The 15007-nt window shown below is 57.2% G+C and carries 13 protein-coding genes; 8 read left to right on the top strand and 5 right to left on the bottom strand.

Annotated elements, in window-relative coordinates; all coding sequences use genetic code 11:
• The first annotated feature begins 3 nt into the window (after positions 1-3).
• The 6 genes from ACUVSA_RS03125 to ACUVSA_RS03100 are packed head-to-tail and all read left to right on the top strand — an operon-like array spanning position 4 to position 5795.
• Positions 4-1773, top strand: a complete 1770-nt coding sequence (locus tag ACUVSA_RS03125; RefSeq protein ID WP_445893757.1) for an FAD-dependent oxidoreductase — start codon at positions 4-6, stop codon at positions 1771-1773.
• Positions 1770-2939, top strand: a complete 1170-nt coding sequence (locus ACUVSA_RS03120; protein WP_445891704.1) for a transketolase C-terminal domain-containing protein — start codon at positions 1770-1772, stop codon at positions 2937-2939. The genes ACUVSA_RS03125 and ACUVSA_RS03120 overlap by 4 nt, the downstream gene beginning before the upstream one ends.
• A gap of 30 nt (positions 2940-2969) precedes the next feature.
• Complete coding sequence (locus ACUVSA_RS03115) at positions 2970-3923, top strand: 3-methyl-2-oxobutanoate dehydrogenase subunit beta (RefSeq protein ID WP_445893756.1); 954 nt, start codon at positions 2970-2972, stop codon at positions 3921-3923.
• A 20-nt stretch (positions 3924-3943) separates the two neighbouring features.
• A complete protein-coding gene (locus ACUVSA_RS03110) occupies positions 3944-4408 on the top strand; it encodes a DnaJ domain-containing protein (RefSeq protein WP_445891706.1) in 465 nt (154 codons plus the stop codon).
• Positions 4405-4902 (top strand): (Fe-S)-binding protein, encoded by a 498-nt coding sequence (locus ACUVSA_RS03105; RefSeq protein ID WP_445893755.1) that lies wholly within the window; start codon positions 4405-4407, stop codon positions 4900-4902. The genes ACUVSA_RS03110 and ACUVSA_RS03105 overlap by 4 nt, the downstream gene beginning before the upstream one ends.
• Positions 4902-5795, top strand: a complete 894-nt coding sequence (locus ACUVSA_RS03100) for a DUF3786 domain-containing protein (RefSeq protein WP_445893754.1) — start codon at positions 4902-4904, stop codon at positions 5793-5795. The genes ACUVSA_RS03105 and ACUVSA_RS03100 overlap by 1 nt, the downstream gene beginning before the upstream one ends.
• Positions 5796-6016: 221 nt before the next feature.
• On the opposite strand, the gene ACUVSA_RS03095 is transcribed toward ACUVSA_RS03100, so the two are convergent.
• From ACUVSA_RS03095 to ACUVSA_RS03075, 5 genes are all read right to left on the bottom strand, one after another.
• Entirely contained in the window at positions 6017-6877 is an 861-nt protein-coding gene (locus ACUVSA_RS03095; protein ID WP_445893753.1) for a hypothetical protein, read from the bottom strand.
• Positions 6874-10644 (bottom strand): ATP-dependent RNA helicase HrpA, encoded by a 3771-nt coding sequence (gene hrpA, locus ACUVSA_RS03090; protein WP_445893752.1) that lies wholly within the window; start codon positions 10642-10644, stop codon positions 6874-6876. Before hrpA ends, ACUVSA_RS03095 begins: the two co-directional genes overlap by 4 nt.
• 100 nt (positions 10645-10744) lie before the next feature.
• On the bottom strand, positions 10745-11047 hold the full coding sequence (locus tag ACUVSA_RS03085) for a DUF47 family protein (protein WP_445893751.1): 303 nt from the start codon (positions 11045-11047) through the stop codon (positions 10745-10747).
• Entirely contained in the window at positions 11047-11412 is a 366-nt protein-coding gene (locus ACUVSA_RS03080) for a DUF47 domain-containing protein (RefSeq protein WP_445893750.1), read from the bottom strand. The genes ACUVSA_RS03085 and ACUVSA_RS03080 overlap by 1 nt, the downstream gene beginning before the upstream one ends.
• Positions 11413-11427: 15 nt before the next feature.
• Positions 11428-12654: an inorganic phosphate transporter gene (locus ACUVSA_RS03075; protein ID WP_445893749.1), complete on the bottom strand. Its 1227-nt coding sequence runs from the start codon at positions 12652-12654 to the stop codon at positions 11428-11430.
• Between the two features lie 176 nt (positions 12655-12830).
• Between ACUVSA_RS03075 and ACUVSA_RS03070 the strand changes: the two genes are divergently transcribed.
• Both ACUVSA_RS03070 and ACUVSA_RS03065 read left to right on the top strand, forming a co-directional pair.
• Positions 12831-13706 carry a purine-nucleoside phosphorylase gene (locus ACUVSA_RS03070; RefSeq protein ID WP_445890960.1) on the top strand — a complete coding sequence of 292 codons (876 nt, stop codon included), beginning with the start codon at positions 12831-12833 and terminating at the stop codon, positions 13704-13706.
• The gene (locus ACUVSA_RS03065; RefSeq protein ID WP_445893748.1) at positions 13687-15003 is read left to right on the top strand and encodes an amidohydrolase family protein; all 1317 of its coding nucleotides are present in this window, start codon (positions 13687-13689) and stop codon (positions 15001-15003) included. Before ACUVSA_RS03070 ends, ACUVSA_RS03065 begins: the two co-directional genes overlap by 20 nt.
• The last annotated feature ends 4 nt before the right edge of the window (positions 15004-15007 follow it).

Below are 15007 nucleotides of genomic sequence, written 5' to 3'. Positions count from 1 at the left end.
CTTATGAGAAATCCGTCCAAGTCCCAGGTATCGCTACCTTTTATTCCACGCTCGAAAACCACTACGGAAAGCAACAAGACGGGATCGTGGCGATTTCTTCAGCCGCGCTACGATGAAAAAACGGCGCCCTGCAGTGCGGCTTGTCCGGCCGGAGAAGACATCGCTCGAGTGGAAATGCTCGTCGCTCAAGGACTCTTTAAGGAAGCCTGGGAAACGATTCTTCAGGAAAATCCCCTGCCCGGCGTGTGCGGCCGCGTCTGTTTTCATCCCTGCGAAACCCGCTGCAACCGCGGGCCCTTTGACGAATCCATCGCCATTCACACGGTGGAGCGGTTTGTGGCCGATACGGCCATGCGCTACGGGCTGCATCCTGAGCTCTGGACCGCTCCATCTGTGCCAAGGGCAAGAGTGGCCGTGGTGGGCGCGGGTCCCAGCGGCCTGGCCGCTGCTTATTTTCTCGCCCGATTGGGTTATTCCTGCGACGTTTTTGAAGCGCGACCCGAACCCGGAGGTGTGCTTCGATGGGGGATCCCCCCCTATCGGCTGCCTGTATCGGTGCTGAAGCGGGAAGTGGAGATGATTCGTTCCCTGGGTGTGCAGCTTCATTGTGATCGAAAGCTGTCCCCGGATTTTCTCAAGATGCTGCCGGAACGCTACGCCGCGGTTTTTCTCGGCTGCGGTCACTATGGAAATGTCGCGGCGGGGATTCCCGGCGAGAATCTGCCTGGGGTGGAACAGGGTCTACCCTTTCTGGAAAAGGTGCGCTCGGGACATTTGCCGTCTTTGTCGGGAACCGTGGCGGTGATCGGGGGCGGCAACACTGCCGTCGATGTGGCCCGATGTGCTGTAAGGCTCGGGGCCCGGCCCGTCATGGTCTACCGAAGGCGCCGCCAAGACATGCCGGCCTTTGCTCACGAAGTGGATATGGCTCTGGAAGAAGGCGTGGAGCTCATGGAACTGTGGGCGCCTTTGGAAATTTCTCAGCATCCCCAAGGGCTTCTGTTGACGCTGCAACAAATGGAAGTGGTCGCCGAAGAAAAAGGGCGTGCCGAGGTGCGCCCCATATCGGGACGAACCGGGCACCTTGTGGTCACAAAGATTTTTATGGCTTTGGGCAATGTACCCGAAGAAACGTGGCTGCATCCGCCCATGGAGGACGGTTCCCAGGTGTTGCGCCTGGCCAACAGCGTTCTGGTACGCCACCGCGACGGGACACTGGTGGCCTACGGCGGTGATCTGGCAGCGCAAAGCAAATCCGTGGCCCATGCCATCGGCTCGGGCAAAGAGGCGGCTATGGCTTTGGATGTGGGCTTGCGCACAGGCTGGGACGCCGTATTCGACGGTTTGGCGCGGTGCCGCGTCGGACCAGGACCGTCGCTCTCCATGGAAATCTATCTTGGCGGAAACCGTTGTCGTCGAAATCCTCATGTGGTCAGCTTTCACGAAATCAACACGGACTATTTCCTCTACAGCCCTCGCCTTGTGCAACCCAGGCTGCTCAAGGAAGAGAGGCTGCAGGGCTTTGGGGAAATCGATCTCAAGATCTCGGCAGCCCTGGCCATTCGTGAGGCCGAGCGCTGCTTCAATTGCGGCCTTTGCAATCAGTGTGACAATTGCCGGCTTTACTGCCCGGATCTTGCCGTCTGTAAAGACGCTTCGGCGCAAGGGCGCCACATCAATCTGGACTACTGCAAGGGATGCGGCGTCTGCGTGGTGGAGTGCCCTCGAAACGCCATGTCTTTAGTGGAAAACGAAACGGGAGGCCGCCCATGAAAAAAGTGGTGGAAGGCAGCCATGCCGTCTCCGAAGCCGTTCGACTCTGCCGCGTTCAGGTCATCTCGGCGTATCCCATCACGCCGCAGACCCACATTGTGGAAATGCTTTCGGAATTCTGTTCCGACGGCTCCTTGAAAGCCAAGTTTTTACGCGTGGAAAGTGAACATTCGGCCATGGCGGCGCTCATCGGCGCAGCTTCCGTGGGCGCGCGTACCTTTACGGCCACATCATCCCAAGGTCTGGCGCTCATGCACGAACTGCTACACTGGGCATCGGGTGCGCGACTTCCCATCGTCATGGCGGAGGTCAATCGTGCTTTGGCGCCGGGATGGAACATTTGGACGGATCAAACCGACAGCCTGGCGCAAAGGGACACGGGCTGGATTCAGATCTACTGCGAAGACGCTCAGGAAGCCCTGGATTCCACCATTCAGGCCTACAAGTTGGCCGAAACGGTGTTTTTGCCGGTCATGGTTGTTCTGGATGCTTTCTTTTTGTCCCACACTTACGAACCGGTGGACATTCCCGATCCCCGCGATGTGGATCGATTTCTGCCGCCTTTTCGTCCGGCTTTTCAATTGAACATTCGTGAGCCTGCCGCGTTCAATCAGTTGTCGCCGCCCAACGTTTACATGGAAATGCGCCGGGACCTGCAAGATGCCATGGAATCGGCGCTCGATGCGCTTCTGAAGATCGACACGGAATACCTTTCCTTGCTTGGAAGAGGCTACGGCGCTGTGGAAGGCGTGCACTGTGAGGATGCGGAAATTATTTTTGTGACCTCAGGGACCATCACCAGCACATGTCGCTTGGTGGTGGACAAGCTTCGCCGGGACGGAGAAAAGGTTGGGCTTTTGAAAATGCGCCTCTTTCGGCCCTTCCCCTACGCTCTGGTCAAACAATGGACCGCGAAAGCTCGAAAGCTCGCGGTCATCGACCGAAACTTTTCCTTTGGAGCTTCGGGGATCTTTGCGCAGGAAATCCGGGCCGCCTTGTGCAATGAATCCAAAAGACCCTTGGTCTTTGGCTACGTGGCCGGGCTCGGCGGCCGTGACGTAACGCCCGATCTCTTGGAAGAGATCTATTGGCGCACCAAAACCAGCGCCCATCCCGAATCGGAAAGTGTGTGGATGGGTCTGCAGCACCCTGCGCCGGCGGCATGAGGAAATGTTGCATCGTAAAGGAGTCTTGCCATGGAATCCAATGTTTCGGAGCGTGAGTACATGTGCTCGGGCCACGTAGGATGCCCGGGATGCGGGGCGGCTATAGCCATGCGGTTCCTCCTGAAGGCCTTGGGTGAAAAGACCATTATGGTCATCCCGGCGTGCTGCTGGTCCATCATCGCCGGCCCCTACCCTCAGTCGACTCTCAAGGTCCCGGTGCTCCACACGGCCTTTGAAACCGGAGGAGCCGTTGCCAGCGGTGTGCGCGCCGCCTTGGATATTCAAGGCGATCGGGAGACCACCGTGGTGACTTGGGCTGGAGACGGCGGGACCTTTGACATCGGGTTTCAGGCCTTGAGCGGAGCGGTGGAGCGCAACGAGGATTTCATCTATGTGTGTTACGACAATGAAGCGTACATGAACACAGGAGTTCAGCGCAGTTCCTCTACGCCCTACGGGGCCTGGACCACCACCACACCTGGGCAGGAATGGAAAAAGCTGCGTAAGAAAAACATCGTGGAAGCCCTGGTGGCCCACCGCATTCCCTATGCGGCCACGGCCAGCATCGCCTTTCCCGAGGATTTGATGCGCAAGGTGCACAAAGCCAAAGGCATTCGAGGATCCCGTTTTCTGCACATCTACGCGTCATGCCCCACGGGCTGGCGCCTGCCCTCGGAATTGGCCGTCAGGATCGCCAGAATGGCCGTTCAAACCAATATCTTTCCCCTTTACGAAGTGGAAAACGGCGTGCGCTACACCATCAACTACATGCCCAAAGGCTACCTGGTGCGCGAATATTTTAAACTTCAAGGCCGTTTCAAGCATCTGACGGATGCCGATCTGGAGGAAATTCAACGCATGGTGGATGAAGATTGGGAACTGCTTTTGCGCAAAGCGGGTCTCAGCCCCGGCGCCGCCGGCCCCATCACCGCTCCGTCCCATGCCCCCCGTGCCCTTCAAGGCATGAGACATTTCTTTGGCTAAGGGACAACCGAGGTGCCCAGATGCAGAAGTTTTGGCCTTTGTTCGCCTGGTTGATCTATTTGCTTGTGCCCACGGATCTCTTTCCCGATTTTGTGCTGGGACCCGGATGGGCGGATGACCTTGTGCTGCTGGGCCTGGTGTACTATTTCTTCCTGCGTCAAGGAACCCGTAGCGACGCAAAGACATCCTCCCAAGATACGAACGCGCAAAGCCGACGCACAGCATACGAACGTGGGCCAAGAACCGAAGACACCCAGCATCGGAACACGTCCAATGGAAAGAATCCCTATGATATCCTCGGTGTTTCCCCGGAAGCCGACCTGGAAAGTATCAAGAAAGCCTATCATCGAAAGGCCGCTCAATATCATCCCGACAAAGTGAACCACCTGGGTGAGGAATTGCAACAGCTGGCCAAGGAAAAGTTCCAGGAGATTCAATGGGCCTATGAAACGGTGATGCGAGCACGGCGGGAGTCACGCCCATGAGCAAGTCGGCGCACCATGAACAGTTCGAACGACCGTATCGATACCGTTTGGTAAACATTGAGTGCATGCCCCAATCCGACCACTATAATGTCATCATGGATCTCCAAGAATCCATTGAAGATCTTCTGCCTTACTGCGCCGCCGTTCTTCCCAATGCCACCTATATTCACGGCAGCGGCGTGGTGAACGTGATGGATCAAGGGCATATCGTGGGTATTTACGCCGACATGATCACCATCACAGACGTCACGGGCCCCGAGGACGCCATGGAGTGGTGTGATCGCTATTTTCAAAAAATTGAAGACATCCGTCGAAATCGAGAAAGGATCACGCCGACCTTCCAGACTCGCCCTACGAAGACTGTTCTGGATATTTACCACCTTCTTCCCAAGACCAATTGCGGGCGGTGCGGTGTGCCCACCTGCCTGGCCTTTGCCGCCAAGGTTTTTCGAAGGGAAAGTTCCCTGGACGACTGCCCGAAGGTTGTGCGCTGATGGAGTTCTCGTCCGAGTCTTCTTGGGTTTTCCTTTACACTCTGGCCAACCGTTTTGAGGCGGATGTGCTTTCGGACGTGTTGGAAAAAAACGGGGTGCCCTATCTCGTCCGTTCTTTCGTGGAAACGGCCTACGACGGCCTGTTCGTGCCCCAGCGCGGCTGGGGACAGATGCTCGTGCCGGCCCGGTATCTGAGCGCAGCGCGAAAGCTTGTGGCCTCCGTCCTGGAGTCCCTTAGCGCACCCAAGCTCTACGAGTCCATAGAGGAACTGGATCCTTCCTTGTGGGACCAGCTGGCGCGCCGTGACCCTCAGGATGTGTGCCGACGGGCCGCTGTCACCTGGCATGCTTCGCATCAATCCTACCGCATTCCTTTCCTTGCCGGAGCATACACCTGCGCGCCTGCGCAAAAAGTTATTTTGCCACAAGAAGGACTGGCCCGGCCCACAGTGGACTTTCAAACCGGACTCGTGCTGCTGCACTATCTTCTGGAAGCCCAGGATCTTCCTCTCTCGGGCCGGTGGATCAGCGAAAAAGAAATCCCTTCGGGACACCAGTTCTTCACCGGCCCTCACGCTTTGCCTTTGGATGCCGTGGTGCGTCGCATGGCCGACGCCCCGCCTCGATTGGCCGAAGCGTGCGCGGCCCTTGGAGGTGTTCCCGTGGCCTTCGGCGATATGGGCTTTGCCTTCGTCGTGTTGCCCCGCATCCCCGTTCAGTGCATCTATTGGCACGGAGATGACGAATTCCGAGCCTCCCTCGCGCTTCGTTTCGATGCTTCCATCACCAAGCACCTTCACGCTTTGGATACCATCTGGGCCATGGTCAATGTCTTTGTGCGCCATTTGATGGCCGCCTTGAAAACATCCTCAAGAAATTTTGAAGGGACCTAGGCGCAGGGCTTTCAAAGTCCATTCGGAAAGGCCTTGCTTGGCGAGTGTGCCGGATCGTGCGGTCCAAGGGATGGACCGCATGCGTGCGCCCCGTGGATTGGCGGTCGGCTGTCCAACAAGCATCTTGTGGCGGCGCTGCAAGCCGCGACGCCTTATCGCGCCATGCAGGGCTTCTCTATGGAACGAAAACGATCCCCAAAAGGCCTTCTCGGCCAAAACCTTTATCCCTTGGTGCCGTTGAGATACGCGGCATCGAGAATGCCTGGAACGACGGGTCGTGTGGAAACGTCCGGAGGCGAGAAGTCAAAGACTTTGGCAAGAAAAAGGGTGATAATGCGAAACGTGGCTCCCCAGAGGACTTCCACGTGAGCGCCGTCCTGATACAAAAAGCATGAAAAATCCTGTGTCGGAGGGTCCACCGTTTCCTGGACTTCCGGATCCACATACAACCTGTAGCGGTAGTAATGCCCGGGATTCAGAAGTTGGCGCAGCGGGATGCTGACGATGCGCTCCACTTCCCAGTTGGGCACGAAACGCTGGGGCCGACCAATCCACCCCACCAATGGGTGAATGACGCGAACAAACAAACGCAACCTTTCTGCCGGCAAGGCTCCAAGAAATCGGACACCAAGGGGGTTGAGTCGCATCTCCTCCCAGCTTTCTCGTAAACCCGTGGCCAGCAGCAGGGCGAGCAGGCGAGCCGTCCGAGGGCAGTGGCGGCGCATCGCCGCCCAGTGGGGCCATCGAGCCAGAGGCAATCCCGGCAAGGAAAGTGCCCTGGCCAGCAGAGGATCCATTCGCCGTTCCACGGTGCCACCGGGGCAGCATAGGTCCCCGCTCTGGCGAACGCGCCGGGAACGGCGGTTGAGAATCAAGCAGGGCTCGTCTTTACATCCATTTTTGTCCAGACCGCAGCCCAGAAGCACAAGGACGCTGGAAGAGGTTTTCAGTTGCTTCCAAAAGGCCTCGGCGCACGAATCCTCGAAATGGCATGGAGCCAAGCGTTGAAGGATGCGGTCTTGCAAGAGATCCGGATGTGCCAGGATTGCATCCACATCGCCTTTGGCGGCAGAGGTTTTCATGGCTTCAAACCTGTCAGGGCTTCGTATTCGGCCCATTTCTTTTCCAAACGCCCGGCCGAGACCACGTAAGGTCTTTTCACTTCCGGCGCGAAAACACTGAGCTTGTATTCTTCTATCATCCAACGCATCGCGTCAAGGAACTCGCGAACCTGGGCCGGCGCGTCCGGCGCAAGGCTTTGGTGCGCCCTCTCGTAACGTGCCACAAAGGGAGCCACTTCGGCCCATTTCTGTCGATCCTTTTCCGGAGCCACGTAAGCCCTTTCGGCCCTCAGGGCCAACCCTCGAAGGTACCTCGGCAATTCCCGCATCACTCCGCTGCGATAACGATGCAAAAAATCCGTAGGGACCAATGCCGTCAATTCCTGTTCCACAGCCTGCAATCGTTCCAAGGCCATGGGCGTGGCCGCGCTTTTGGAGCGAAATTTCTCCAGCGTCTCGCTGACCTCCGCGCGGGCCCGGAGCACCGCAAGGATCTCAGCCCACAACTGCCTCGAGCGACTCCCCACCTGGGCCGGAAGATCCCGAATCTTTTGCCGGTATTTTTCTTCGTCCACGGGCTGCGGGTCGTGAAGGTCGAAAAGCTCTCGAAGCATGTAGAGATGCGCTTGTTTTTCCGCTTCGCCCAGATGGCCGAGAAAATGAACGGCGCTCAAAGGCAACAGCGACGGCGTGGATCCACAGCGCGCGCCCGATGGGGCCAGGACCCATTCCTTGCGAAGCCCTCTCAACAAAGGAGCAAAGGCATGCTGGTACAGGACAAGCAGCCCGTCTCGAGTGGCCTCTTGGGCTGAGTGCGCATCAGCAAAGAGACGAATAGACACGGTGGTCCCTTCCGCTTGAAGCCCAGGATAGGCGCAGCGCATGACACCGTAGGCGTCTCGTCCCAATTCGATTTTTTCTGGAATAGGCCCAAAATCCCAGGAAGTCAAGCCGGAGCGTTCCCACTGACGGCGCGCTTTGTCCCACACGGCATCGTGATGCACTTGAAGGGTCTGCTGTTGCAGCTGCGCCAAGTCTCGGCCCGCCTGCAGCACAGATCCGTCCTCGCCCACCACTTCAAAACGCATGCGCAGGTGATCGGGAAGAAGGTCCCGCGTCCATAGGGGCCGAGGGACATGGAGACCCGTCAGGTCCAGGACGGCCTGCTCCAAAGCGCTATAAAAATCGCCCTGTCCCCAAGAAAGATGAAGAAAGACTTTTCTTGCCGTTTCCGACACAGGGGCCAGTTGACGTCGAAGAGTTTTCGGCAGGTTCTTGAGCAGCACAAAAATCTTTTCTTCAAGAAACCCAGGAACCAGCCATTCAAAGTCGTCCGGTCGAAGACGTGTCAAAACATGAATGGGAACGGTGACCGTGACGCCGTCCGCCTCTTCTCCCGGACAAAAGCTGTAACGCAGGGGCAAACGACACTCTTTCAGATCCAGTGTATCCGGGTATTCCGCGAGTCCCCACGGGCCTGTGCCCTTCCGAAGGAGATCTTCTTCCTTCATCCACAGGATGCCGTCACCCCCCTGGGTTTTCAACCACTTGTCAAAGGAGCGAATATCGGACAACATGGGGATTCTTTGATCGTAAAAGGCGAAAACGTCCTCGTCATCAATGAGCATGCCTCGCCGACGCAGCTTGTCTTCCACATTTTCCAGCCTTTGACGCAGCTTTGCATTGTGTTCGTAAAAGCCGTAGGGCTTGGGCACCTCGCCTTCCACAAGGGCGGAACGAATAAAAATGCGGCGGGCTTCTGCGGCGTCGTACCGTCCGTAATCCACAGGCCTTTTGTCCACAATGGGTAGCCCATAGAGGGTCACCCTCTCGTAGGCGACCACACGGCCGCTTTTCTTTTCCCAGTGGGGCGACGACACATGGGATTTGATCAAATGTCGTCCCAAATCCTCCAGCCACGCAGGTTCAATGGTAGCGGCCATGCGCGCGAAAAGACGGCTTGTTTGAACGATTTCCGCCGCGACGATCCAATCCACGCCCTTGTTGAAAAGGCTTGAGCCGGGAAAGAGCATCATCTGGCGGCCTTTGGCCCCCACGTAAATATTTCTTTCCTTTTTCAGTCCCACGTGGCTCAAATAACCGCAGACCACACTGCGGTGAATGGCTTCGTAGGAAGCCGGCGCCCTGTCATCGCCTGTTCCTTTGCGAATCCCGACCTCTTCCAAAATGCCCTGGATTTCATCCACCAACTGCGCCCATTCGCGCATGCGACGGTACGCTAGAAAATGCTCTCGACAAAAGGCACGCAACTGAGACTGGGACGCCCCCTCTCGTCGCTTTTGTTCGTAGGCCTTCCAAATGTTAAGCAGTGTCAGAAAATCAGAACGGGGATCCCGAAACCGTGCATGGATGTGATCCGCCTGTTGCTGCTGCTCAAAAGGCCTTTCCCTCGGGTCTTGAATACTCAAGGCGGCGCACAAAACGGTCACTTCTTCCAAAGCCCCTTCCTTTTCCGCCTGCAGAAGCATGCGAGCCATGCGCGGATCCAGTGGAAAACGGGCCATGAGCCGTCCCAGATCCGTGAGGCGGTGATGGCGATCCACAGCGCCCAGTTCCATGAGAACGGCAAACCCATCCTTGATGGCGGCGGCAGAGGGTGGATTGAGAAAGGGAAAGGATCGAACGTCCCCAAAACGCCAGGCCAGCATCTTCAGGATGACTTCAGCCAGGTTGGATCGAAGGATTTCCGGAGGGGTATATTTGTGGCGGCTTATGTAGTCTTCTTCCGCGTAGAGCCGCACGCACAGGCCGGGTCCCGTGCGGCCGCAGCGCCCCGCTCTTTGATCGGCACTGGCTTGGGATATGGGCACCACCGGCAGTCCTTGGGTGCGGCTTCGTGGATTATACATGCCTAAGCGGGCAAGACCCGTATCCACCACATAACGGATTCCAGGAATGGTCACCGAAGTCTCCGCCACATTGGTGGCGACAACGATCTTATCCTGTGCAATCGGCTGAAAGACCTTTTCCTGATCCGCACCCGCAAGCCTTCCGTAAAGGGGCAAAACCGCGGCCGTGGATCCGTGCACCTCCTGTAAACGCGCGCATGCCTCGCGAATATCGTTTTCCGTGGGCATGAACACCAGAATATCCCCGCGACGTCCTTCCTTTCGCAGATCCCCGACAGCCTCCACCGCCAGATCCACCGCCGTGCTGTCTTCCTGCGCCATCGGGTCAGGAGGCCGGTAGCAAATCTCCACGGGATAGGTCCGACCCGTCACTTCGATCACGGGTGCGTTGTCAAAGGCTTTGGAAAAGCTTTCCGGGTCGATGGTCGCCGATGTGATGATCACCTTGAGGTCCGAATGGCGCGCCATGGCCTTGCGCAACAGGCCGAGAAGAAAATCGATGTTGAGGCTGCGTTCGTGGGCTTCATCCACAATCACCACATCGTAGGCTTTGAAATATCGATCCGCTTGGGCTTCCGCCAGAAGAATCCCGTCCGTCATGAACTTGATCCGCGTCACGCTTGAGAGCTTTTCCTGAAAACGAATCTTGTAGCCCACCAGGCCGCCGAGAGGCTCTTGAAGCTCTTGAGCCACGCGACGGGCCAGCGTCACGGCCGCAATGCGCCTCGGCTGGGTGATGCCGATGAGCCGACGTCGGCCCAGGCCCGCTTCCAGGCACATCTTCGGCAGCTGCGTGCTCTTGCCCGATCCGGTATCCCCCGTGACCACCACAACGCGATGCCGGCACAGGGCGTCAACAACAGCGTCCTTTTTTTCTGTAATGGGCAAATCGTCTGGATAGGACAGGCGAAGGGGCATCGTGAATGGAGTCGAGGACCTGTGCAAAAAGCCCTCAGAAGGCGCGCAGCGTTCCAAGGGCTTTTCACAAAACGGTGAAGCGGTCATGGCACGAACGAACCTAACGGGCAATCATGGCCCGCATCATGTCTCCGGCGTTTTGCGCATGGTTGGAGATGTTTCCCATGTATTCCACGAGGCGTACCAAATGAAAGGCCGAGGTGGCATGATCAAAGGGATAATTGAGAAAATCCGCAAGAAGCTTGCGTTCCACCTGGTCCGATTCAAATTCATATTCACGGATTTGCTTGATGGTGTTCTTGACCATGGCCCGATAATTTTCAGAAAAACTTTGAAAGTAGCTTTCGGCCGCAGCCACCATGGGATGCACCGATTTAAGCACACTGGTGATCTTGTCCACCATCAACAAAAGTCATCCACAAATTCATCGGGAATGTGCGTGTACCGATAAGAGAGCCAGTGCAGGGAATCCTGCGCCGAATCCAAAATCTTGTCCTGTTCTCGCAGATACCACAACAATTGGAATTTATCCATGGGAAGTAAGATCCATCGAGGCAGATGGCCTCGAATGTTGCGCTTGACAGCGTCCCCTTCGCTTTCCAGCAACGTGACGCGGTTATGGTATTTTTCAAAATCCGATGGCACTTCCTCCAGGTAGGAAAGAAAAGCCATTTTGAAAAGCGGCGCTACCTCCCGTATGATTTCCGCATGACGCAACAGACTCTCAAAGGGAGACTTACGAAAGATGGAGAAAAACGCCGAACGCATTGCCGGTCTCCTTATCTAGTTAAAAATCCACATCAGCGCCTTGAAAATCATCATGGTCGGTATGGCCGCCAGGGGCAAAGTGATCACCCAATAGATAATAATCTTAAAAACAACCTTGCAGTCAACCGCCGCCAAGCCGCCGCCAAGCCCCACGCCGATAACAGCGCCCACCGCCGCATGGGTGGTGGAAACAGGGAGGCCCATCTTTGAGGCCAAGAGTACGGAGGTGGCCGTGCCGAAATCCACGGCAAACCCTCGCGTGTTGGTCAGGGTCGTGATTCGGCTGCCGAGGGTTTCGATGACTCGGTATCCCCACGTGAAAACGCCAAGGGCGATAAAGAGGCCTCCACCGGCCAGAAGCCACGTGGGAACGGGCGTCGTCGTCGCCACGGACTGGGTGGCGTAAATCGCATAGATGCCGGCCACAGGTCCAACGGCATTGGCTACATCGTTGGCGCCATGAGCCAACGCCACATAGCACGACGTGAACACTTGAAAACGGCGAAAGATCTCTTCCACACCCTCTTCATCGAAACGCCGAATCGTACGGCCCAGCCATTCTTGAGCGACCAGGCCGAGCACGACCGAGATGCTCAAGGCTATGCCCAGGGCGTCCCAATCCGAGATCTGCAGCCTCTTGCCCAAAGGCGTCTTCATGAGAAACGAAGCCACCACGATGAAAAGCGTCGCCCCGGCAAAAAGGGGGCTCCAGCGAAGAGCCCTCGCGCAGGCGTTGCGCCGCGCCAAAATACTTTTTCGAACAAAATGAAAGATGAGAAAAGAAAGAACCCCTGAAAGAATCGGCGACACAATCCAGCTGGCGACGATGGCCGTGATTTTTGCCCAGACAATGGCTCGAAGTCCTCCGGAAACGATGCCAAAGCCGATAAGGGCCCCCACAATGGAATGGGTCGTGGAAACGGGAAACTGGCTCCATGTGGCGAAAAAGACCCAAAACGCCGCCGAAAGCAGGGCTGCCAGCATACCCAACATCATGACTTGGGGATCTTGCGTGATCTTTTCCGCTATCAAAATGTTTTCCCGAATAGTGGTCGTCACATGAGAACCCACGAAAGTGGCACCAATAAAATCCAGAGTACCTCCCAAAAGCACCGCTTGGCGCATTGTGATGGCTTTGGCCCCCACGGCGGTAGCCATGCCGTTGGCCACATCGTTGGCCCCGATATTCCAGGCCATATACGCGCCCGCCAACAGCCCCAAAACTAAGATCAGCTCGGACACGTGCACACCTTTGCACCTAAGGTTCGTCGGAAAAAGGCGTCTTAACAATGGCACTTAAGTCGGCGGATCTTTACAAAAAGGCGGCTTTCTGTCAATTGATGCTTTGCCGTCTGCTTCGAAAAAGGCGAGAAACCACGACGGGTGCCGCCTGATAAAACAAGCAAGAGGAGACATCGATGGGAGAGCCTTCTTGGACCACCCTTCACCTTGATGAAGCCTATGAGGTTGTGGCGTCCGCCATGGATTTGCATCCTCGCTGCGGGCTCGTCCTGGGCACGGGCCTGAGCGGCATGGCCGACGCTATGAGCGTTCAAGGAGAACTGCTCTATACGGCGGTGCCCCATCATCCGATCTCTACGGTGCCAAGCCACCAAGGACGCTACCTCTGGGGCACATGGGCGGGCGTGGAGGTGATGGTGCTTCAAGGACGCTTTCACCTGTACGAAGGCTACAGCCCCGTGCAGATTGCCTTTCCTGTCCGACTCATGGCACGCCTAGGCATTAAGGTCCTCATCGTGTCCAACGCCGCCGGAGGGTTAAACCCACGATTTGAGCCCGGCGATCTGATGCTGATCACGGACCACATCAACTTCACGGGACAAAATCCCCTGGTGGGTCCCAATGTGGACGCCTTGGGTCCTCGGTTCCCCGACATGACCGAACCGTATTGTCGAAGGCTGCAGGATATTGTTCGAAAAGAAGCTTTGAAGGCAGGCCTTCCGTTGCGAGAAGGGGTCTATGCGGGAGTGCTTGGGCCGAGCATGGAAACGGCGGCGGAAACCCGATTCCTGCGCGCTGCCGGAGCGGATGCCGTGGGCATGTCCACGGTGATGGAAGTCATCGCCGCCGTGCATGCCGGTCTGAAGGTCGTGGGTATCTCCGTCATCTCCAACGTCAACCGCCCGGACTGTTACGAGCCCGTGCCCTTGGAAAAAGTCATCGAAACGGCTTCGGCCGCCGGCCCCAAACTCATGCACCTCTTGGAACGCTCTTTGCCCCGCATCGCCACCACACTTGAGGACTCTGAAAACGATGGAAAAGACTCCCTGTGATCTGCTCATCGTCCATGGCCTCATCGTGACCCTGGATGATCATGGAACGGTTCTTGACGATGGAGCCGTCGCCGTTACCCACGGTCGCATCGAAGCCCTGGGAGCGACCGCGGAGATGAAACGCCGCTTTGCGCCCGACCATCTTTTGGATGCCCGCCAAGGTGTTGTGCTGCCCGGGCTCGTCAATGCCCACACCCATGCAGCCATGACCCTTTTTCGGGGCCTCGCCGATGACCTTCCCCTCATGGACTGGCTGCACCAACACATTTTCCCCGCCGAAAGCCGGCTCAATGAGGCCTGGGTCTACTGGGGATCCCTTTTAGGTTGTGCAGAAATGATTCTTTCCGGCACCACCACCTTTTGCGACATGTATCTTTTCGAACACAAGGTGGCACAGGCAGCCAAAGAGGCGGGCATGCGCGCCCTGGTCGGCGAAGTGCTCTACGATTTTCCTTCGCCTCACTACGGCCCTGTAGAAAACGGCTTGCGCTTCACCGAAGACTTGATTCTGCACTGGCGCGGTGATCCCCTGATCCGCGTGGCCGTGGAACCCCATGCCCCTTACACGTGTTCTGAAGAACTCTACCGCCGGTGTCTGGATCTGGCCCATCAATACAAGGTACCCATGGTCACGCATCTTTCGGAAAATGCCTCGGAGGTGCAACAGATCATGGCCCGTTACGGCCGCCGCCCCGTGGCCCATCTGGCGGCGCTGGGCGTGCTGCATGAGCGCCTCATTGCCGCCCATTGCGTCGACCTGGACGAAAGGGACATGGACCTTCTGGCGGAACACGGCGTGCATGTGGCCCATAATCCCGAAAGCAATCTCAAATTGGCCTCGGGATTCGCCCCCGTACCCCTACTGCTGCAACGGGGGGTCGCCGTTGCCCTAGGCACGGACGGCTGCGCCAGCAACAATAACCTGGATCTCTTTGGGGAAATGGCCACTTGCGCCAAGATCCACAAGGCTGTGGCTTCGGACCCTACGGTCATGAAGCCGGCCACCGTCCTGCACATGGCCACGCGAGCCGGCGCTGAAGCATTGGGTCTGAAGGAGACGATCGGGCAAATCCACCCGGGTTTTGCCGCAGACCTTATCGTAGTGGATTTTTCCGCGCCGCACCTGACGCCCGTCTACGACCCGGTAAGCCATCTCTTGTACGCGGCCAAAGCCTCCGACGTGCAGCACACGATCATTGGCGGAAAGGTGGTCATGGAAAACCGAACCCTGACCACCATCGACCTGGAACGGGTCTTGGCCGAAGTGCGGGCCATTGCTCGAACTTTACGCCCATGAGAGC

The sequence above is a fragment of the Desulfosoma sp. genome (genome assembly GCF_052743555.1).
Note: the sequence above shows the minus strand (reverse complement) of the source record. Positions and strands in the feature narration are given on the sequence as shown.